General features: G+C 36.8%; 20 protein-coding genes. 13 read left to right on the plus strand and 7 right to left on the minus strand.

The features are described from left to right. Positions 1-84: 84 nt before the first annotated feature. A complete protein-coding gene (gene nrdA / locus RHO11_11525; protein WVD61102.1) occupies positions 85-2,370 on the minus strand; it encodes a class 1a ribonucleoside-diphosphate reductase subunit alpha in 2,286 nt (761 codons plus the stop codon). Between the two features lie 404 nt (positions 2,371-2,774). Between nrdA and RHO11_11530 the strand changes: the two genes are divergently transcribed. Then, on the plus strand, positions 2,775-3,563 hold the full coding sequence (locus RHO11_11530) for a hypothetical protein (protein ID WVD61103.1): 789 nt from the start codon (positions 2,775-2,777) through the stop codon (positions 3,561-3,563). Positions 3,564-3,632: 69 nt separating this feature from the next. On the opposite strand, the gene RHO11_11535 is transcribed toward RHO11_11530, so the two are convergent. After that, positions 3,633-4,844, minus strand: a complete 1,212-nt coding sequence (locus RHO11_11535; GenBank protein WVD62895.1) for a pyridoxal phosphate-dependent aminotransferase — start codon at positions 4,842-4,844, stop codon at positions 3,633-3,635. A gap of 147 nt (positions 4,845-4,991) precedes the next feature. Here RHO11_11535 and RHO11_11540 point away from each other — a divergent pair, with 147 nt between their 5' ends. From RHO11_11540 to RHO11_11555, 4 genes are all read left to right on the plus strand, one after another. Then, on the plus strand, positions 4,992-5,261 hold the full coding sequence (locus RHO11_11540; GenBank protein ID WVD61104.1) for an ACT domain-containing protein: 270 nt from the start codon (positions 4,992-4,994) through the stop codon (positions 5,259-5,261). 21 nt (positions 5,262-5,282) lie between these two features. Continuing rightward, positions 5,283-6,638: a PFL family protein gene (locus RHO11_11545; GenBank protein WVD61105.1), complete on the plus strand. Its 1,356-nt coding sequence runs from the start codon at positions 5,283-5,285 to the stop codon at positions 6,636-6,638. 278 nt (positions 6,639-6,916) lie between these two features. Then, the gene (locus RHO11_11550; protein ID WVD61106.1) at positions 6,917-8,467 is read left to right on the plus strand and encodes an amino acid carrier protein; all 1,551 of its coding nucleotides are present in this window, start codon (positions 6,917-6,919) and stop codon (positions 8,465-8,467) included. A 170-nt stretch (positions 8,468-8,637) separates the two neighbouring features. Continuing rightward, on the plus strand, positions 8,638-9,234 hold the full coding sequence (locus RHO11_11555; GenBank protein WVD61107.1) for a LemA family protein: 597 nt from the start codon (positions 8,638-8,640) through the stop codon (positions 9,232-9,234). A gap of 74 nt (positions 9,235-9,308) precedes the next feature. Here RHO11_11555 and hslO read toward each other — a convergent pair whose 3' ends face one another. From hslO to RHO11_11570, 3 genes are read right to left on the minus strand one after another with little or no spacing between them, the layout of a single operon-like run. Continuing rightward, positions 9,309-10,205 carry an Hsp33 family molecular chaperone HslO gene (gene hslO, locus RHO11_11560; GenBank protein ID WVD61108.1) on the minus strand — a complete coding sequence of 299 codons (897 nt, stop codon included), beginning with the start codon at positions 10,203-10,205 and terminating at the stop codon, positions 9,309-9,311. 20 nt (positions 10,206-10,225) lie between these two features. Then, positions 10,226-10,618, minus strand: a complete 393-nt coding sequence (gene hslR / locus RHO11_11565) for a ribosome-associated heat shock protein Hsp15 (GenBank protein ID WVD61109.1) — start codon at positions 10,616-10,618, stop codon at positions 10,226-10,228. A 47-nt stretch (positions 10,619-10,665) separates the two neighbouring features. Further along, on the minus strand, positions 10,666-12,306 hold the full coding sequence (locus RHO11_11570) for a hypothetical protein (protein WVD61110.1): 1,641 nt from the start codon (positions 12,304-12,306) through the stop codon (positions 10,666-10,668). Positions 12,307-12,773: 467 nt separating this feature from the next. Between RHO11_11570 and greA the strand changes: the two genes are divergently transcribed. Further along, positions 12,774-13,250, plus strand: a complete 477-nt coding sequence (gene greA, locus RHO11_11575) for a transcription elongation factor GreA (protein ID WVD61111.1) — start codon at positions 12,774-12,776, stop codon at positions 13,248-13,250. Between the two features lie 49 nt (positions 13,251-13,299). Here the strand turns inward: greA and yhbY are convergent, their stop codons facing one another. Continuing rightward, complete coding sequence (gene yhbY / locus RHO11_11580) at positions 13,300-13,596, minus strand: ribosome assembly RNA-binding protein YhbY (GenBank protein ID WVD61112.1); 297 nt, start codon at positions 13,594-13,596, stop codon at positions 13,300-13,302. A gap of 103 nt (positions 13,597-13,699) precedes the next feature. Here yhbY and rlmE point away from each other — a divergent pair, with 103 nt between their 5' ends. From rlmE to folP, 3 genes are all read left to right on the plus strand, one after another. Beyond that, positions 13,700-14,326 carry a 23S rRNA (uridine(2552)-2'-O)-methyltransferase RlmE gene (rlmE, locus tag RHO11_11585; GenBank protein ID WVD61113.1) on the plus strand — a complete coding sequence of 209 codons (627 nt, stop codon included), beginning with the start codon at positions 13,700-13,702 and terminating at the stop codon, positions 14,324-14,326. A gap of 94 nt (positions 14,327-14,420) precedes the next feature. Continuing rightward, complete coding sequence (gene ftsH, locus RHO11_11590) at positions 14,421-16,322, plus strand: ATP-dependent zinc metalloprotease FtsH (protein ID WVD62896.1); 1,902 nt, start codon at positions 14,421-14,423, stop codon at positions 16,320-16,322. 62 nt (positions 16,323-16,384) lie between these two features. Next, a complete protein-coding gene (gene folP / locus RHO11_11595; GenBank protein ID WVD61114.1) occupies positions 16,385-17,218 on the plus strand; it encodes a dihydropteroate synthase in 834 nt (277 codons plus the stop codon). A gap of 33 nt (positions 17,219-17,251) precedes the next feature. On the opposite strand, the gene RHO11_11600 is transcribed toward folP, so the two are convergent. Beyond that, complete coding sequence (locus RHO11_11600; GenBank protein WVD61115.1) at positions 17,252-18,379, minus strand: TPM domain-containing protein; 1,128 nt, start codon at positions 18,377-18,379, stop codon at positions 17,252-17,254. 98 nt (positions 18,380-18,477) lie between these two features. On the opposite strand from RHO11_11600, the gene glmM reads away from it, so the two are divergent. From glmM to ispC, 4 genes are all read left to right on the plus strand, one after another. Beyond that, positions 18,478-19,815, plus strand: coding sequence for a phosphoglucosamine mutase (glmM, locus tag RHO11_11605; protein ID WVD61116.1), 1,338 nt, complete (start codon positions 18,478-18,480; stop codon positions 19,813-19,815). 96 nt (positions 19,816-19,911) lie between these two features. Continuing rightward, positions 19,912-20,238: a hypothetical protein gene (locus tag RHO11_11610; protein ID WVD61117.1), complete on the plus strand. Its 327-nt coding sequence runs from the start codon at positions 19,912-19,914 to the stop codon at positions 20,236-20,238. A gap of 168 nt (positions 20,239-20,406) precedes the next feature. Next, positions 20,407-20,880 (plus strand): hypothetical protein, encoded by a 474-nt coding sequence (locus RHO11_11615; GenBank protein WVD61118.1) that lies wholly within the window; start codon positions 20,407-20,409, stop codon positions 20,878-20,880. Between the two features lie 132 nt (positions 20,881-21,012). Then, a complete protein-coding gene (ispC, locus tag RHO11_11620; protein WVD61119.1) occupies positions 21,013-22,197 on the plus strand; it encodes a 1-deoxy-D-xylulose-5-phosphate reductoisomerase in 1,185 nt (394 codons plus the stop codon). Positions 22,198-22,212: the final 15 nt, after the last annotated feature.

The following is a 22,212-nucleotide window of genomic DNA, read 5'->3' on the forward strand; positions in this document are numbered from 1 at the left end:
ACTTTCACGTTGTGAATACCTTAATTTAGCAATTGTAGCGAAATAGACATGTTTTCACTACAATTGCGATTAAATAGGTATTCGCTAAATTTTACACGCTCCGCCTTCACAACCATCATCACTTGCTGCAGTTGCGATATCGGTTTGAATATCTTCAGCGCCATCACGTGTATTATGATAATACAGGGTTTTAACACCATATTTATAAGCAGTAAGTAAATCAGCAAGTAACTGCTTCATTGGTACTTTATCATTAGCAAATTTAGTTGGATCATAGTTTGTATTAGCTGAAATAGATTGATCAACAAATTTTTGCATAATACCGACTAATTGCAAATAACCGGAGTTATTTGGAATTTGCCATAGTAATTCATAAAAATGTTTCAGTGTTTCATATTCCGGTACGACTTGTTTTAAAATACCATCTTTTGATGCTTTAACGCTGATATAACCCCTTGGTGGCTCAATACCATTGGTCGCATTCGAGATTTGTGATGATGTTTCTGACGGCATTAAGGCCGATAATGTTGAGTTACGTAATCCATGGGTTTTAATCGATTCACGTAATGACTCCCAATCACATCTTAAAGTCGGTTTAACAATATCATCCAGCTCGCGTTTATAAGTATCAATCGGTAAAATACCTTGTGCATAAGTTGTTTCATGGAATAGTGGGCAAGCGCCTTTTTCCATTGCAAGTTCATTCGATGCTTTGAGTAAATAATATTGCATCGCTTCAAAGGTGCGATGAGTTAAATTATTTGCACTGCCATCAGAGTATTTCACACCATGTTTTGCCAAATAATAGGCATAGTTAATCACACCTATTCCTAAGGTTCGACGATTCATTGATGATGTTTTTGCCGCCGGAATCGGATAATCTTGATAATCAAGTAGTGCATCAAGTGCGCGAACAGCTAAGTTCGCTAGCTCTTCAAAATCGCTTAATGACTCAATTTTTCCTAAATTAAAGGCCGATAGAGTACAGAGTGCAATTTCACCCGTTTCATCATTAATATTATTTAGAGGTTTAGTTGGTAAGGCAATTTCCATACAGAGATTGGATTGTCTTACTGGCGCCACTTCAGCATTAAATGGGCTGTGAGTATTACAGTGGTCAACATTTTGAATATAGATTCGGCCAGTTGAGGCTCGTTCTTGCATCAATAGTGCAAATAACTCGACAGCTTTAACTTCTCGTTTACGAATTGACGGATCCGCTTCATATTGTTGGTACAACCGCTCAAACTCTTCTTGATTAGAGAAAAAGGCATCATACAGTCCCGGTACGTCTGACGGGCTAAATAGTGTGATATTGCCACCTTTAATCAGACGTTGGTATAGTAATTTATTAATTTGTACGCCGTAATCTAAGTGGCGGACACGATTCTCTTCTACACCGCGGTTATTACGTAAAACCAGTAAGTTTTCAACTTCTAAGTGCCAAAGTGGGTAAAATACCGTTGCTGCTCCGCCACGTACACCACCTTGTGAACATGATTTAACTGCTGTTTGGAAATATTTATAAAATGGAATACAACCCGTATGGAATGCTTCACCACCACGAATTGAACTACCTAAGGCACGAATTCTACCGGCATTGACACCAATCCCCGCTCGTTGTGAAACGTACTTAACAATAGCGCTAGCGGTCGCATTAATTGAATCTAAACTATCGTCACACTCAATTAAGACACATGAACTAAATTGACGAGTCGGTGTTCTTACCCCAGCCATAATCGGCGTTGGTAAAGAGATTTTAAACGTCGAAATCGCGTCATAAAAACGTTTTACATAATCAAGACGCGTGGCTTTCGGGTAATTAGCGAATAAACACGCAGCGACTAAAATATATAAAAACTGTGCACTTTCATAAATCTCACCCGTAACGCGATTTTGTACTAAATATTTACCTTCGAGTTGTTTGACTGCCGCATAAGAAAAATCCATATCTCGCCAATGGTCAATAAACTCATCCATCTGATGAAATTCATCTTCGGTATAATCTGTTAATAAATGTTTATCGTAACGACCTGATGCAACTAATTTTTGCACATGATTATATAATTTAGGCGGTTCAAACTGTCCATACGCTTTTTTACGTAAATGGAAAATAGCTAAGCGAGCAGCTAAATACTGATAGTCTGGTGTCTCTTGTGAAATTAAATCAGCGGCTGCGCGAATAATGGTTTCATGAATATCAGCGGTGCGGATACCGTCATAAAACTGAATGTGAGATCTAAGCTCGACTTGCGAAACCGACACGTTATTCAGGCCTTCTGCGGCCCAAGCAATAACTCGGTGAATTTTATCTAGTTCGATTGGTTCTTTTTGACCATTACGCTTAGTGACTAACATTGATTTATTCATGACTCTCATCCATAAAGTTCTCTTTTTCAGGAGGCATATAATAATTGATTTTGATCAAAAAATACAGGATAAAATGTAAGATAAAAATACAATATATGGGGTGCTTTATTTAAGTCATGACTATATATTGTGTTTTTTATCTATTTTTTTAAATAAAAAATAAAATAAATAGGCACTAATTATTATAAATAGGTTGCCTTTTAATCAATGACAAAATTTGGTCTTGATCGGTGCTACATTAGAATAATAGATCACAGCAATATTATAACGAGTATCGAGTTTTATATTGTTGTTGTCAGGAGGTTTATGTTAAGGATACATATCAAAATAATTATAATCATGTATATTAAGCTATATCAAGTCACTAAGATGCAATAAATATTATCTTATTTAGGTTAACCAATATGATGACATATCCTGCGGTTTACATTCTGTTTATTGGTGGTGCAGCCGATAAAGAGCCGTTTATTTGGCAAAATATTAAACTCCCTTTTAGTGAACAATTAACTCATCACTCTGTGGGGGCGTTAGCTAAGTTTTTTTCACAAGAGCTCAGTAACAAACTATCGATTTCAATCTTATCGGAGAAGAGTGAACAAATACCATCCTATAAAATCGATTACTTGGGATATCATGAAGTTTTTTTTGAAGAGTTGCAAAGCTCGGTTCCTGAACAAGCGATTGTGACTGAACCAAGTAGTGAACGTTATCAAAAGATAAAACAACATATTGGTAAAGAGACTAAAGTTTATATTGTTGGGCATAGTTTAGGGGGATGGAATGGTGCTCATTTATCCTATATTTTGTCTCAGTTAGATGTCGATGTTGAATGTCTGATTACCTTAGATCCAGTTGGAACCGGTAATCATGAAGTGGCTTTAATGAATCCGTTGATCAAAAAAGCGCAAATTTATACTAATCCTCCGCTTCCTGTCGCTAAGTATTGGTTTAATATTCAAGCTCATCATATAGATCTTAAAAAGAAAAAGGGGTCTTGGTTTATTGAAGACTGGGTTGCTTGGGCTGGTGGACAGTGGTTGATTACACAGTCATATCCAACGGTGATGAAACAGGTTTGTGAAAAAGCCAATCTGCATCATAAATCTGTCTGTAAAATGTTTACATACCGAACCCGTTTAGGCTTGTCACCACATGAGTATCTACTTAATGCGGTTATGGATGTACTTAAGTAACGGATATTGAATCTAATCGCTGATGAATAAATGATTTATCAGCGATTAGGGTTTAATGACTAAATTAGACTATTGTCTATAATTGGATAGGAATTTTGCAAAACGGTGAATAGCATCATCAAGCTCACCTGTATGAGGAAGCGCAACAATACGTACATGATCCGGTTTATGCCAGTTAAAACCACTTCCTTGTACAAGTAATACTTTCTCTTGTAGTAAAAAGTCTAATACCAGTTTTTGGTCATTATGTAGATTGAACTTTTTCATATCTAATTTAGGGAATAGGTACATCGCCCCTTTAGGACGCGTACATGATACCCCAGGTATATCATTGAGTAGTTGCCATGCCAACATACATTGATCATATAAACGACCACCGGGTTTAATAAATTCATTGATACTCTGGTATCCACCAAGTGCAGCTTGAATCGCATGTTGTAGTGGAACATTGGCACATAAACGCATTGAAGCGAGCATATTAAGCCCTTCAATATAGCCTTTCACGTGTTTTTTAGGACCACATAGTGCCATCCAACCTTGTCTAAATCCTGCGGCACGGTAAGTTTTTGATAATCCACTCATCGTAATCACAAATAAATCTGGCGCTAATGCTGCAATCGAGTGATGAACCGCATCATCATAAAGAATTTTATCGTAAATTTCGTCAGCAAAAATGATAATATTGTGTTGGCGAGCAATTTCAGCCATCTCAAGTAAAATCTCTTTACTGTATACGGCACCTGTTGGGTTATTAGGATTAATGATGACTAATCCTTTGGTTTTTGGTGTGATTTTTTTCTTAATATCTTCCAAATCAGGTTGCCAGTCAGCCTCTTCATCACAAATATAGTGAACCGCATTACCGCCTGATAAGCTAACTGCTGCTGTCCAAAGTGGATAATCTGGCATTGGGACTAAAACTTCATCACCGGTATTTAGTAAAGCTTGCATTGACTGTACAATTAGCTCTGAAACACCATTACCAATATAGATATCTTCGACATCAAGATTCAAAATACCTCGAGCTTGGTAATCTTGCATAATTGCTTTACGTGCTGAGTATAGTCCTTTTGAATCACAATATCCTTGGGATGTTGGTAAATTACGAATTACATCAACTAACAATTCATCTGGTGCAGCAAAACCAAATGGCGCCGGATTGCCAATATTGAGTTTTAGGATTTTTTGACCTTCTTCCTCAAGTTTTTTAGCATAATCAAGAATCGGACCGCGTATATCGTAACAAACGTGTTCTAATTTATTTGATTTTTCAAATGACACCATAATTATTGTCCTTTATTTTAATAATATCGTTATAATTTTTATTGATAAAACAATCTACTCCTATTTAGATAATTTTTGAAGATGTTATTATAGTTCGCCGATAAATATTTTTTTATTTGAATGAAATTTTGCCTGGAGAATCCAATGAAGACCATTTTGACTGTAATAGGTAAAGACCAAACGGGAATAATTGCTGGTGTAAGTCAAAAGTTGTATGAATTAAATATTAACATATTAGATGTAACGCAAACAATCATGGAAGATTACTTTACCATGATTATGCTACTCGATTTATCAAAAATTAATGTTTCCTTTGATGAAGTTAAAAATGCTTTGACTGAAACGGGTAATAATCTGAAAGTTAAAGTAAATATTCAGCGTGAAGAAATTTTTGATGCGATGCATCGTTTATAATCTCATTAAAAAGGTATCACAATGGAAACTAGACAGATTTTAGAAACAATAAAAATGATCGAGGAAGAAAAACTCGATATTCGTACTATTACGATGGGAATATCACTACTTGATTGTATTGATAGTGATGGCGTTAAAGCTAGACAAAAAATTTATGACAAGATCACGCGTTTAGCGGGGAATCTAGTTAAAGTAGGCGAAGATATTTCGTCTGAATTTGGTATCCCAATTATCAATAAACGTATTTCAGTTACGCCTATTTCTTTAATTGCAGGGGCGAGTGCGGATAAAGATTATGTTGAGTTTGCTAAAACGCTTGATGCTGCGGCGAAAGCGGTAGGGGTAAACTTTATTGGTGGTTTTTCCGCATTGGTGCAAAAAGGCTTTCATAAAGGCGATAATATTTTAATCGATTCGATTCCACAAGCGTTGGCACAAACTGAGCGTGTCTGCTCTTCAGTCAATGTAGGTTCTACGCAAACAGGTATTAATATGGATGCGGTTAAACGTATGGGAGAGATCATTAAAGAGGCTGCTGCTTTAACCGCCGATAACAATAGTATGGCCTGTGCAAAATTAGTGGTTTTTGCTAATGCCGTTGAAGATAACCCATTTATGGCGGGTGCTTTTCATGGTGTCGGTGAAGCTGACTGTGTTATTAATGTCGGTGTTAGTGGACCCGGAGTTGTCAAACGAGCATTAGAGAAAGTAAAAGGTGAGCCTTTTGATGTTGTTGCTGAAACGATTAAAAAAACCGCTTTTAAGATCACCCGAATGGGGCAATTGGTCGGTAAAGAGGCATCAGAACGTTTAGGTGTTCAGTTTGGTATTGTTGATTTATCTTTAGCGCCAACGCCAGCCATTGGTGACTCGGTTGCTCATATTCTTGAAGAGATGGGACTAGAGGTTGTTGGCACGCACGGGACAACGGCGGCTCTTGCTATGCTAAATGATGCAGTGAAAAAAGGCGGTGTTATGGCCTGTGGTCACGTCGGCGGCTTAAGCGGTGCATTTATTCCGGTTTCTGAAGATGCGGGTATGATTGATGCTGTTAATAATGGCTCATTAAATCTTGAAAAATTAGAAGCAATGACCTGCGTCTGTTCTGTTGGGTTAGATATGATCGCGATTCCTGGCGATACTCCAGCAGAAACGATTTCGGCTATTATTGCTGATGAAGCGGCAATTGGTGTGATTAATCATAAAACGACAGCTGTACGTATTATTCCAGCAGCTGGCATGTCAGTTGGTGATAATGTTGAATTTGGTGGTTTACTTGGTCATGCGCCAATTATGCCGGTGAATAAATTTAGCTCTGCTGACTTTATTAAACGAGGCGGTCGTATTCCGGCTCCAATTCACTCCTTCAAGAACTAAACGAATTTCTTATCTTAATTACTACCTTTTGGAATGATAAATTTATATAACAAAAGGTAGTCATCATTTTAATCTTAATTAGCTTTTATTAGTCTACTTTTTTCGGTTATGTCAGGTGATAGCGCTTATAGTGATGCCAAATAAATCATGATGATCATAATAAACAGTTATTGCTAAGAATTTTTAATCAAACAAATTAATTTGTCTAAGTAGCAAAAGCCCATATAATTGACGGTCATTTTAGAAATGATAGTAATCAGATAGATAACGAGTTTATTGTGAATAGGATTTTTGATTTAGTTAATGAGTTTTTTGCATTTTTAGCACCGATTACCGATGCGGTATGGGACTTTCCTACTAATATTGAATGGTATCGTTCAATTCCTGTATTAGGACAGTTCTCTTTTCCTGTCATTTTATTAATTGGCGTTGGGATCTATTTTACGATTCGTACCCGCTTTATTCAGGGAAAAAGTTTTGCCCCCGCTGTTAAAATCATGCTAGCAAGACAACCCTCAAAACAGGGGGTTAGTGCGGTTGGTTCCTTTATGTTAGGTCTGGCAATGCGAGCGGGGCCAGGTAATATAGTGGGGATTACTGGTGCAATATCTATCGGAGGGCCTGGTGCTCTGTTTTGGATGTGGGTCGCGGCCTTTTTTGGTATGGCTTCGGCCTTTACAGAATCAGTTCTTGCTCAGTTATTTAAAGAGAAAAAAGGTGATGAATATGTTGGTGGTCTCCCTTTTTATGGTAAACGTATTTTAGGTAATAAACGGTTTGTTGGCTTATTTTTATCATTTGTCTTTATTACTTATGCGTTGTTTAATATTCCCGCTCAAACCTTTAACGTATTTTCTGCTATTGGTGCGATTGCTGAAGCATCAACCGGTGAAACATATAGCCGACAATCAACGCTATACTATGTTATTTCAGTCATTTTAGTTGTGGCATCTGCATTTATTATTTTTGGTGGTATTCGTCGGGTTGTTGCTTATTCTGATGTATTAGTACCGATAAAAGCGGTTGTCTTTGTTGGAATGTCACTCATTATTATTCTTATTAATTTCCCGTTGATCCCTTATTTCTTTAAAGAGGTTGTTGTCGGTGCATTTCTACCTCATGCTATTTTTGGTGGAACGATTGGTACCGCACTTGCTCAAGGGGTAAAACGCGGTCTAATGTCAAACGAAGCAGGTCAAGGTACAATAACGATGGCGGCGTCAGTTGCAAATAACCGTCATCCTTGTGAACAAGGTCTTGTACAAAGTTTCGGTGTATTTTTTGATACGATGGTTATTTGTACGATGACTGGATTTATCGTGGTAATGGCGCATGTTTGGACTGGTTATACCGATGGTGCGATATGGGAATCTGTGCGAGCGTCAAAGCTTCCTTTATATTTAAGTTCAGTAGAAGCATTAGTGCCAGTGTCTATCGCTAGAATTATTGAGATTATTATGTGTGCGTGTTATGGGCTATTTGCCTTTACGACATTGCTAGGAATGATCTCATTTGCTGAAATTTCGGCCAATTTTATCTCTAAAAAACAAAGTTTTATATGGATTATTCGTGCATTAGGTTCATTAGTTTTTGTACCATTCGGGATATTGACTATTTTAGCCGGACTTGAGTTAGGTAATCTCTGGTATATCTCAGATTTGATGAACATTATTATGGTTTATATTAATATTCCACTATTATTGTTAGGATTACCATTTGTTCTTAAAGCATTAGATCACTATCGTAAAACTAAAGGTGCGCCTTTTGACTCAGCAAAATATGGTTTTATTACCGATTGCTGGGATGGAAAAGATAATACACGTCCATAAGAAGGGTCTTTATAAAGAGAAAGCGGGTAATTCCCGCTTTTTTTATTTATTACATTTAGATAGATGAAAATTACATCACTTTTTCCTATTTGTAATAATGTATAATATAATGCAAAAAATATTATGTATTGCATAAGTGCCATATTCATCTTGATAGGAAAATAAATATAATGAAATTTAAACCGTTCTACGTCATTTTGTTAATCATCATTATTGGAGCTATCTTTTTATTTAATAGCTACAACACCATTCAAAGTAATGACGAAAAGGTGGCCGCATCTTGGTCTGAAGTCCTTAATCAGTATCAACGACGCGCTGATTTAGTGCCTAATTTAGTTAATACTGTTAAAGGCTATACTGCTCATGAGCAAAAAGTATTGATAGACGTGACGGAAGCAAGATCAAAAGTCGCCTCAATTAATATTGATGCAGGACAGTTGACAGATCCCGCTATGATCGAAAAATTCCAACAAGCGCAAAGTCAGCTAAGTTCAGCTTTAAGTCGCTTAATTGCGGTTAGTGAAAATTATCCAGAATTAAAAGCAAGCTCGCTTTATCGTGATCTGATGGTGCAATTAGAGGGGACCGAAAATAGGATTACGGTAGCTCGAGGTCGCTATATTAGTGCTATTCAAGTTTATAATAGCTATATTCGTAAAATACCGGGTAAATTAATTGCTGACTATTACGATTATTTACCTAAAGCACAGTTCTCTGTAGCTAATGAAAAAGAGATTAGTACCGCACCGACTGTTAATTTTAATTAGTGGTTATCTGAGTTATTGATATCAACACTATGTGTGACGTTACTACTTTCACACATAGTGGCTTCTCATCTTATTTAATGCAAGCGGTCCTGCGGTTGGTGTTTACGTAAGTTTTCAATATCGACTTTATCAAAAATATAATGTGAACCACAGTAATCGCAGTGCATATCAATATTACCATCTTCCGCTAAGATCGTATCAACTTCATGTGCTGGTAAGGTGATTAATGTGTCGGCACAACGTTCTCGTGAACAGGTACATTTAAATTCTACACATTGCCCATCAAATAATCGCACTTCTTCTTGATGGTATAATCGATATAAAATCTCATCCGCTGGTAAGGAAAATAACTCTTCGGACTTTATTGTTTCTGCTAATGCAGTAAGATGTTCGAAAGATTCAGCCGTTCCTTCACTCGCGGGTAAAACTTGTAATAATATTCCAGCTGCCATTGGTTTATTTTGGTATACACCTGTTTTAATCAGTAAGCGAGTCGGTAGCTGTTCTGATTGTTTAAAATAGTTCTCTATACAGCCTGTTAAGGTATCCGCTTCCAAGCCAACAATACCTTGGTAACGCTCTCCTTTTTTAGGGGTGATAGTGATAATAATATATCCATTACCTATCATCTCTTTTAACGTTGCATTATCGGCTATCGCACCATTTACTCTGGCAACGCCACGCATTTGCTGATGATTATTACCATTGATTACCGCTAAATTAAGTGGTCCATCGCCTTGTAATTGAACCGTGATATCACCTTCAAATTTCAAGGTAGCAGTAAGCAAACTGGTTGCAACAAGTAACTCACCTAATAAGTTTTGTACCGCTAAAGGGTAATTATGATTATTTAAAATATGTTGGTAAGTTTCGCTAAGATTAATTAACTCACCGCGAACTGAATGGTTATCAAATAAAAAACGTGATAATTTATCGTGATGGGCTACGTGATCTGTTTCGTTCTGGTTCATATTGTCTCCTGATGAATGGGTTATTCACCATATTTAAATTTAATTAGATTGCGTCGCTCTTTTTTATCCGGCCGACGATCGGGATGTGGCATGGTCAATGCACCAAGTTTACGAGCCATAGCAACTTCTTCTCGTTTAACGATACTTTCTGCTGTTTCTTGGTATAGCATATGCGCTTCACTGGCTGGACGACGTTGTTCACTCAACGCTTGTATAATGATTTTTTTCTCATCACTACCTTGGCGTAGTTTAAGCTCTGCACCTATTTCAACTATTTTGCTCGGCTTTGTCCTTTGACCGTTATAATGTACTTTACCACCTTCGACCATATCCCTAGCTAAAGAGCGCGTTTTATAAATTCTTGCGGCCCATAACCATTTATCTAACCGAATTTGTTGCTCTGTATTATTCATATTTGTATCCTTAGGATATCAATATAATGAGGATAGATTTTATAAAATCAATAGTCGACAAATTGATTATTCTTAATTGAATAGGTTTTTTCATCAGTACTAAATTGTCCCTCTAATGATAATGGCTGCAAATCGCCATGTAATTCAAGGGTATATTTGTTAGCACTGATGGGATTATTGATCAAATGCCATAGCGGTAGTATTTGGCTACTAACATTATAGGCATCAAGCGTTAGCGATTGTAATTGTTTGGTTGTTAATAGGGTTGCATTTCCTTCAAGTACACCTGAATTAATTAAAGTACTAAAGGCGGCAGTACTGTTTGTTGGCGTTAAACTTAACGTTAGATCTGGTTTATTTAGCTCAACGGTATTTAGTGTACCACTATCAGCCTTGACTAAAACCTTGCCAGCAATGTGCAATTCATCTTTTGTTATATGTACATTAATGTCATTACCAAATGCTTCAAATGCCGTAAATTGAAATGGAAAATTAGGGGCAGTATTAATAATTAAGCTAGGCATCAGCGCAAATTGTTTTATTACTATGTCGGTTGGGAAATAATCGGTCAATGGTAGTGAACTTAGTGATTGATACCAACTTTCGGGCAACTCATAACGTAGCCCTACAGCAATAATATTATCAATCGTTAGTTTATCGTTTTGCCAACGCCCGGATAATTTAATATTGCCATGGTTCCATGTGGCCATGGCTTGTTCTACGATAATCTTATCATTGTCATAGTACCACTTTAATAATGGAGCCTCAATCAGCTCATTATTCCAAACGATACTCTGTGCATTAAAGGCTAAATCACTCTTTTCGATATGCCAAGTGTTACTATAATTAACATTTTTAACATCAAGATTCCCTTTTTCAATCGAAAATTTGGGTGTAACAATACTACTATTAATGATGGAAAGTTGTGCAATGGTAGTCTCTGGTAAATCGGCTGAAAGATCATCAATATTAGATGTGTCAATTTGAGAACTGATATTATTTAATCTCAGTTGACTGATATTTAGATGGTTATTCGCAAGAATATGACCTTTCATTGTGAAAAAGCCATGAGCAATATTCCCACCTACATTAGACAATGTTAAAACCTTATCTTTTTGTGTACCTTGAATAAAAATTGCATCAATATTGAGTTGATTGTAGTTAGCATTTTCAACCGTTAGTGTAAACTGACTATCAAGCCGTTCACTCATCCATTGTGATGACCAAGGTGCAATACTGCCAGAGATATTGTTGAGAGCAATCTGATTGTCTTGTTTCGGCGTACTATATTTTAGAGAGATATTTTTGAGCTGCAAAATATTACTATTTAGTACTGGTAGGGTGGCAGAGGATTGTACATATCCATTTTCGATTAAAACATAATCAAACGAATGAGACTGTAATAAGTTATTCTTTTGTAGTACCACCACCATTTTTTGGGCTGAAAGATAAGTAACCGTTTTAGCTTTATCTTGGATGGTGAAATTCTCTAATTCTATTTCATAAGGTTTAAAAATAGAGTGCGATACATTACCGATCGAAATTGAATAATTATCATTATAATGAGAGAGTAGTTTACCTGCATAACCGGCCCCAAACTCTGTTTGGATTAACAAATACGGGAAAATAATCACGAACCACAGAATCGCAATCAAAAGTAAAATCAATAATCTGAGTCGTTTTAACATATCGTCTTATTTCTGGCGTATTATTTAATATAGTTCATTATAATATTGCAAACTGATTGATATCAAATATATATTTTATTTACTGTAGCTAAGAATATACTTATCTATTAGCCATTATACAACATCATTATGTCAAATAAGGGATTGTCGATGTAATGATTCAACACATTTGGTGATATCAATATTTGTACAACAAGTGATAATATGACTGGTATTTTATTCTATTTTTATCCTATTTTTTTCAATGTAGTCGGGAATTTTTTTATATCGGCAATGGTATATATTGATTATTGATGGGCTGTTCTCGCTGGTTACTTTTTTATTGCTTGCCTTATCTTAAATAATCGCTAATATATTTGCCACTAACAGATAAAAAACACTTCCTTTTAACTAGGGCGTGTTTTTTATTGTTTATAGAAAACGATTACGGTTATTTTGTAATATATAATAGTGAGGAAAAATGAGAAATGAAACAGATTCCAATGACGGTGAAAGGTGCCGAATTATTACGTGCTGAACTGGAAGAACTAAAAAGTGTAAAACGTCCGCAAATTATTGCTGCGATTGCAGAGGCAAGAGCACATGGTGATTTGAAAGAAAATGCTGAGTATCATGCGGCGCGCGAGCAACAAGGTTTTTGTGAAGGACGCATTCAAGAAATTGAATCTAAATTATCTCAAGCACAAGTTATTGATATTACAAAAATAAAAAATACGGGTAGGATTATTTTTGGTGCAACGGTTACGGTAGTTAATTTAGATTCTGATGAAGAGATCACATATCGCATTGTGGGTGATGATGAAGCCGATTTTAAACAAAATCTAATCTCAGTTAATTCACCGATTGCGAGGGGATTGATAGGTAAGGAAGAAGATGACACCGTTTCAATTAAAACGCCTGGCGGTGATGTTGAGTTTGATATCTTAAAGGTGGAATATATCTAAGATATGCCGCATTTGCGGCATATTTTGGCGCTAAAAATTAACGTTAAAGTTAGTTTTTAGGTAAAGTGATTTTTTTGTCTTCGCTTGGTTTAAATAGTGTCAAAATAGAACCAATTAATTGAACTTGTACTGCATTTGTTTCACGAATAATGGCATCACAAATTAATTTTTTAGTTTCACGATCTTCCGCTGAAACTTTAACTTTGATCAGTTCATGAAAATTGAGCGCACTATCAATTTCAGCAAGGACACCTTCAGTGAGGCCATTCGCTCCAATCATAACCACTGGTTTTAGATGGTGGGCTTCACTTTTTAAATATTGTTTTTGTTTATTAGATAAATTCATTTAATTTAATATCTTTAGGGGTTGTAATTTTACTATTCTACCCTTATATAAAGTAAAACTTCAATGAATATTCACTCTCTTAGTAATAAATGTAGGATTAAATGTGAGTAGTAAAAAACGATCTGGTAGTTCAACTCGTTGGTTAAATGAGCATTTTAACGATCGCTTTGTTCAGCAAGCACAAAAAAAAGGATTACGTTCTCGTGCTTGGTTTAAGCTTGAAGAGATACAACAAACTGACAAGTTATTTAAGCCGGGTATTACCGTTGTTGATCTGGGGGCTGCACCGGGTGGATGGTCACAATATGCCGCATCATTAATTGGCGATAAAGGTAGGATCATTGCATGTGATCTATTGCCGATGGATCCGATTGTAGGTGTTGATTTTTTACAAGGTGATTTTCGTGACGAGGCGGTATTAGCGGCTCTTTTAGAACGTGTTGGTGAAGATAAAGTGCAAGTTGTCATGTCTGACATGGCGCCGAATATGAGTGGCCAGCCAGCCGTTGATATTCCTCGCTCAATGTATTTAGTTGAGTTAGCGCTTGATATGTGCCGTGATGTACTTGCGTCAAATGGTAATTTTATTGTAAAAGTTTTTCAAGGCGAAGGATTTGAAGAGTTTCTCCGACTTGTTCGAGAAATGTTTAAAACGGTCAAAATCCGTAAGCCAGAGGCATCTAGAGCGAGATCTCGTGAAGTGTATATTGTTGCGATGGGTAGAAAATAGTCAGTTGCCTTTTTTTATTGTACTGTGATAGCATTATGCATCATTTGGATATGAGCATAATCCATTATTTTTGAGGGGTTTTCTTTTGAACGACATGGTTAAAAATTTGCTTATTTGGGGTGTGATTGCTGTAGTATTGATTGCTGTTTTTAATCAATTCAGTTCAATTTCAAGCAGCGGCCAACAAGTAAGCTATACAACTTTTTATTCTGACATAACGAACGGTAAGCTTAAAGAAGTCCATATTAATAATAAAGAAATAGCAGCGACTACGAGTAGTAATAGTAATTACGTTACCTATATTCCCTATTTTGATAATAAGCTAATGGATGATCTTTTGAAGTATAATGTTCCAGTATTTGGTACCCCTGAAGAAAAACCGAGTTTATTAACAACGATTTTAATTTCTTGGTTTCCTATAATTTTCTTAATTGGTTTCTGGTTATTTATCATGCGCCAAATGCAAGGTGGTGGTAAAGGCGGCCCAATGTCTGTTGGTAAAAGTAAAGCCCGTATGCTAACGCCCGATCAAGTAAAAACTAAATTTACGGATGTGGCAGGTAGTGAAGAAGCTAAGCAAGAAGTTACAGAAGTTGTGGATTTTTTACGTGATCCAGGTAAATACCAGAAGTTAGGTGGCCGAATTCCAAAAGGTATTTTAATGGTCGGACCTCCTGGTACCGGTAAAACATTACTTGCTCGTGCGATTGCAGGTGAAGCGAATGTACCATTTTTTACAATTTCTGGTTCTGACTTTGTGGAAATGTTTGTTGGTGTTGGTGCTTCACGTGTACGTGATCTTTTTGAACAAGCGCGTAAACATGCTCCATGTATCATTTTTATTGATGAAATTGATGCGGTAGGTCGTAAACGTGGTGCCGGTTCAATGGGTGGTCATGATGAGCGTGAACAGACATTAAACCAAATGTTAGTTGAAATGGATGGTTTTGAAGCCAATAGTGGAATCATCATCATTGCTGCAACTAACCGTGTTGATATTTTAGATCCTGCGTTATTACGTCCTGGTCGTTTTGACCGTCAAGTGCAGGTAGGTTTACCTGATATGAAAGGTCGTGAACAGATCTTGGCAGTACATGTGCGTAAAGTACCGTTAGATAATAATGTTGATCTTTCTGTTTTAGCTCGCGGTACTCCTGGTTACTCAGGTGCTGACTTAGCTAATTTAGTCAATGAAGCTGCGCTATTCGCTGCTCGTCGTAATAAACGTTTAGTTTCAATGGACGAGTTTGAAGAGGCAAAAGATAAAATCAATATGGGTACAGAACGTCGTTCATTGACGATGACTACTGAACAGTTAGTTAATACTGCGTATCATGAAGCTGGACATGCGATTGTTGGATACTTAGTGCCTGAACATGATCCATTGCATAAAGTGACAATTATTCCACGTGGTGGTGCATTAGGTGTAACCTTTTTCTTACCAGAAGGTGATCAGATTAGTCAAAGCAAAACGAAGTTAGAGTCGATGATTTCAACTGCTTATGCTGGGCGTATTGCTGAAGGTCTAATTTATGGTGACGATAAAATTACATCAGGCGCATCAAGTGATATTCGTTATGCCTCCAATGTTGCTCGTGCGATGGTTACTGAATGGGGCTTCTCAGATCGCTTAGCACCGATATTTTTTGAATATGAAGAGTCGTCTTATGGCCCAATGAAGAAAATATCTGATGAAACTGCCCGCATTATTGATGAAGATGTACAAGCGATTATTAAGCGTAATTATGAGCGGGCATATCAATTACTTACTGATAATATCGATATTTTGCATGCGATGAAAGATGCATTAATTAAGTATGAGACAATTGGTAAGAAACAGATTGCTGAATTAATGGGGCGTAAGCCAGTCACTCCGCCGGATGGCTGGACAGAAAAAGATGAACAAGCGGTGAAAGCGGTTCCTACTGAGGGTGAATCTGAACCAACATCAAAAAATGATATTGGGCCGGATGACTCTTCCTCATCTAATAGTTAATTCTATTACTAATTTAAACGCGCTTAGGCGCGTTTTTTTACAACTAAATTAGGAGTATTTATATGGAAATTAAGTTTAATCAACATGTCCTGGATCTCACCTTCCCTCATGTGATGGGGATTTTGAATGTCACTCCAGATTCATTCTCTGATGGTGGTAAATTTAATAATTTAGATGCAGCAATGTACCATGTCGATCAAATGGTACAAGCAGGGGCCACGATGATCGATATTGGTGGTGAATCGACTAGACCTGGTGCGGATGATGTGACAGTTGAACAAGAACTGGAACGCGTTGTTCCTGTTGTTGAAAAAATAGCAAAATATTTTGATGTTTGGATCTCGGTTGATACATCTAAGCCTGAAGTGATGACCGAATCAGCGAATGCAGGTGCCCATTTAATTAATGATATTAGAGCATTAACATTACCGGGTGCATTGCAAGCAGCACAAAAAACAGGTTTACCTGTTTGTCTTATGCATATGCAAGGTGAACCGAAAACGATGCAACAGGCTCCATGCTATAAGCAAGATATCTATCTTGAAGTTGATCAGTTTTTTACTGAACATATCCAGCGTTGTGTTGATGCCGGTATTGCACGAGATAAAATTATGTTAGATCCGGGTTTTGGTTTTGGTAAAACATTACAACATAATTATCGTCTCTTAGCTAAATTAGATGAGTTTCATCATTTTGGCTTGCCACTATTAGTGGGTATGTCACGCAAATCAATGATTGGACAAATCTTGAATGTACCACCATTAGAGAGAACAATTGGTAGTGTTTCATGTGCCGTTATTTCAGCAATGAAAGGTGCTAAAATTATTCGCGTACATGATGTTAAAGAGACATTTGATGCCTTACGTATCGTGCAAGCAACACTAGCAGAAGCGTAAGAGTCAGAGGAATTCTGCGCCAAGGCGCAGAACTCACCAGCGACCAGATGAACCACCGCCACCACTTCGACCACCTCCACCACTGAATCCGCCACCTCCTCCGCGACCTATACTGCTGCTGTTTCTTGATGATGAACCACTGGATCGCCCGTTTTTTGAGAGCGTAAAACCACATATGATAAATCCAATAAGAGCGAAAATAAGTTTAAATGGCGTTGGTAATACAGCAAAGATAGCTAAACAGGCAAGCGTTACAGCGACAGATACTCTTATGTTTATCTGAGGTTTGATTATTTTATTATTTTTATCAATTTTTGTGCTAACGAATAAATTTAAGAAAGGTACGACGATAAATCCATGCAACATAGCAAAAACAAACGAGATCATAAGGCTAAATAATAACGTAAATCCACTTAAGAATAGCCCCGTTTTTATTAAATCTATTAATAAAAAAGAGCTGTCGATGAATAGATAAGTAAAACAACCTGTGCAACCAATCAACCATAAGATAATATACCTTTTTGCCGATTTTATCAGTGAGTTAGTTGGTTGAATCACATAGCCCATCAAAGTACAGAACATAATGATAAGTGCATTAATACCAGCAAGCTCTACCAGATAGTTATAGGTTTCCTGCATTTTTTCATCATCAGCAAAGAGATTATTAACTGGATCAGTGATAATACTATCAATGGCTTTTATGGCATCAGATATGCCTTGATAATACTGTTCAGTTTTAAATGCCGGTATTAAATATTGTTCCATAATTCGATGGGTTCTTAAGTCAGTTAATTGGCCTTCTAGCCCATAACCAACTTCAATTTTTAGCTCTCTATCTTCTAATGCAATCAATAATAGTACGCCATTATCTTTGCCTTTTTGACCCAATTGCCAATCATTAAAAATCAGATTTGCCTGCTCGTCAATCGTTGTATTTGATAAATGTGGAATAATTAAAATAGCAAGTTGGCTACCGTCAGGATGACTATTTTCAAAGGTTATAATTTGCGTATTTAACTTATCTAACTCTTCTGGTGTTAATGTTTGTGTTAAATCTGTAATGCGTTTATTTAACGTTGGGATCGCCAAATTGTTGGCATTTGTGCTAAAAATGACAAATAAAAAGAGTAAGGTAAAAGCAAGCAAGTGATATTTTTTCATTATTATAGTAACATGACTTGAATCGATTTTGTCATTATAACAAATAATGAGCTAACTTAAACGTAAGACGGGTTACTAAAAATAGTAGAAGGAAATAGATGATGTCGGAAAGAAAATATTTTGGCACTGATGGTATTCGAGGTCGAGTGGGCGTTTTCCCAATTACTCCTGATTTTGCCTTAAAACTTGGTTGGGCCGTTGGCTGTGTTTTAGCGCAAAATGGTGTCGGTAAAGTTCTGATTGGTAAAGATACACGTATTTCCGGTTATATGCTTGAATCGGCTCTAGAGGCCGGATTTGCTTCTGCCGGCGTTGCTGCTGCTTTTACTGGCCCAATGCCTACGCCCGCAATAGCTTATTTGACGCGAACATTTCGTGCTGATGCCGGAGTGGTTATCTCTGCATCACACAACCCTTTTTATGATAATGGTATTAAGTTCTTTTCTACCGAAGGTAAAAAATTACCCGATCATATCGAGCACTTAATTGAGGAACAATTAGAAAAACCACTCAGTTGCGTTGATTCAGACAAATTAGGACGAGCAAGTCGTATCACTGATGCCGCTGGCCGTTATATCGAGTTTTGTAAAGGGACATTTGATCATGATCTGAGCTTATCAGGATTGAAAGTCGTTGTTGATTGTGCCAATGGTGCTACTTATCATATTGCCCCAAATGTTTTAAAAGAGCTAGGTGCGAAAGTTATTAAAATCGGTTGTGAACCCGATGGTATGAATATTAATCATCATTGTGGTGCAACAGACGTACAGGCATTGATTGAAAAAGTATTAGCTGAAAAGGCTGATGTTGGTTTCGCATTAGATGGTGATGGTGATCGTATCATTATGGTTGATCACTTAGGTAATGTGCTTGATGGTGATAAAATTATCTATATTATTGCTCGAGAGGCTTTACGTAATGGACAACTGAAAGGCGGTGTTGTCGGTACCTTGATGAGTAATATGGGGCTTGAAATTGCATTGAAAGAGCTTGGTATTCCATTTGTCCGAGCTAAAGTTGGCGATCGTTATGTATTAGAAAAATTACTCGAAAATAATTGGCGATTTGGTGCTGAAAATTCCGGACATGTCTTATTACTTGATAAAACGACCACTGGAGATGGGATTGTAGCCGGATTACAAGTATTATCGGCGATGATTCGTAATAAAATGACGTTAGCTGATTTAAGCAGTGGTATGAAATTACTACCACAAGTTTTGATTAATGTACGTTTCTCAGGTAAAAGTGATCCATTAAATCATCCTGACGTTATTGCAACAATAAAAGACGTTGAGTCATTACTTGAATATAAGGGGCGCGTTTTAATTCGTAAATCGGGGACTGAACCACTGATTCGAGTCATGGTAGAAGGTCAAGATAATGAGTTAGTACTTCAGTATGCAGAAAGAATCGCAGCAGTCGTTAGAAACAATTAATTGTCACTAGAAGCCGTATTTTAATACGGCTTTTTTACTCAAGCATCATTAACATTATCAATAATAAAAACTCATAACACGGGAATGATAAGTATAATGAACCATAATACAGATTATCTGTTTATTTTGAACCAAGCGATTCGGGCTCCTTCTGGGCATAATAGTCAACCTTGGCTGTTTCAACTATATGCAGATCGTATTGATGTATTACCTAATTATCAAAAAACTTTACCTGTGGTAGATCCGTATAATCGAGAATTATTTATTAGTGTTGGCTCTATTGTTGAAAATATTGTTATTGCCGCATCAGCAAAAGGATATGGTTCGCAAACAGCAATAAGTGAAAATGGTGAGGTCTCTATTACCTTACAAAAACAGTTAATTGATGTTGCAGATAAAGATTCGCTGTTCTTCATGCAATAACAGCAAACTAATCGAAGCTGCTTTAATGGTAAAATTATTACTAATGAACAGCTGAATGTCCTACAATTAATTAGTTTAGATAAAGGTATTAATCGCGCTTTTTACCAGAATAAAAGTCGTGAGTTTGAGTTGATAACTGACTTAATTTTAAGAGGTAATGTAATACAGATGACAGATAGTGCATTTGTGGATGAATTAAAATTATGGGTGAGATTTAATCGAAAACATTCAGAGCAGATGAATGATGGATTAAGTTATGCTGTATTTGGCGCACCGAATATGCCTAAGTTTATTGCAAGGCTAATCATATCCGCTTTCTTAAATGTGAAAAATCAAAATAAACAAGATGTTAAAAAGATACAATCCGCCTCTCATTTTATGTTATTGTCGACTCAAGAGGATACTTTAACGCAGTGGATTAACTTAGGTCGATCAATGCAGCGCCTATTATTAAATTGTACCGCCTTGGGAATATCTTATGCCTATATGAATCAACCGATTGAAGTGGAATCATTATCTGCGGAAATGAAAGCGACTTTAGGGATGAATCAATACCCAATAATGTTATTACGGCTTGGTTTTGCAAATCCCCAACCTTATTCTAAAAGAAAACCCATAACAGAATTGATAATTCGCTCTTAAGCACTCAATTTTTCTTATCTTGTTCTAGGTTTTGATAAATATTGAGTCACTTGCTATTAAATTAGTGCAATTGCTTATTTTGCCGCTTTGCGCTATTGTAACGTTTATTCCAACTTTTTGACTCTTTTCATAATGCAAACAAATATCGCAATTCTTGGTTCAACTGGTTCAATTGGCTGTAGTACATTATCGCTTATCCGACATAATCCAACGGCATATAAAGCTTATGTACTTACTGGTGGTAAAAATGTCACTAAAATGGTTGAACAGTGTCAAGAATTTAAACCCAAATACGTAGCAATGGCTGATCCTGCTTCAGCCAAATTGTTACAACAGCATTTATATGATTTAGGGCTAAATATTGAGGTTTTATCGGGAGAGCAGGCGATTTGTGATTTAGCGCAGCTACCTGAAGTTACACAAGTCATGGCCTCAATCGTTGGCGCTGCCGGTTTAAAATCGACACTGGCTGCGATTGAAAAGGGTAAACGTATTCTACTTGCCAATAAAGAGTCGTTAGTGACTTGCGGTCATTTATTTATGCAAGCGGTTAAAAAACATGGTGCGCAGTTATTACCTGTTGATAGTGAACATAATGCTATTTTTCAAAGTTTACCTAGTGTGGTGCAACATGATTTAGGTTTTGCCGTGCTTGCCCAGCAAGGCATTAGTAAAATTGTATTAACGGGATCTGGTGGACCATTTCGCGATCTCGATATTAGTAAACTAAAAAACGTGACACCAGAGCAAGCCGTTGCTCATCCAAATTGGTCAATGGGAAGGAAAATCTCAGTCGATTCAGCAACTATGATGAACAAAGGATTGGAATATATTGAAGCAAGATGGCTCTTTAATGCCTCACCAGAGGAGATGGAGATCATTATTCATCCACAATCAATTATTCACTCTATGGTACGTTATACTGATGGTAGCGTGATTGCAGAACTTGGTCATCCAGATATGTGCACGCCGATTGCTTATTCTATGTCTTATCCAGAAAGAATTATTTCAGGTGTACCACCGCTTGATTTTACAAAGCTATCTCAATTGACATTCCTACAACCTGATTTTAAACGTTATCCTTGTTTAAAACTCGCGATCGATGCATCTCAAAATGGACAAGCCGCTACCACATCACTGAATGCTGCAAATGAAATCGCTGTTGACGCATTTTTAAATCGACAAATTGGTTTTATGGATATTGCAATCACTGTTGAAAAAGTACTAAATAAATTAACCTTAAGTGAACCGACCTCGATTGAACACGTATTTGAGATTGATGCTTGGGCTCGTGAAACAGCTCGCACTGTTCTTTAATTTATTCGGTCTTGG

It is taken from the genome of Orbaceae bacterium BiB, from assembly GCA_036251205.1.
Classification (GTDB): domain Bacteria; phylum Pseudomonadota; class Gammaproteobacteria; order Enterobacterales; family Orbaceae; genus Orbus; species Orbus mooreae.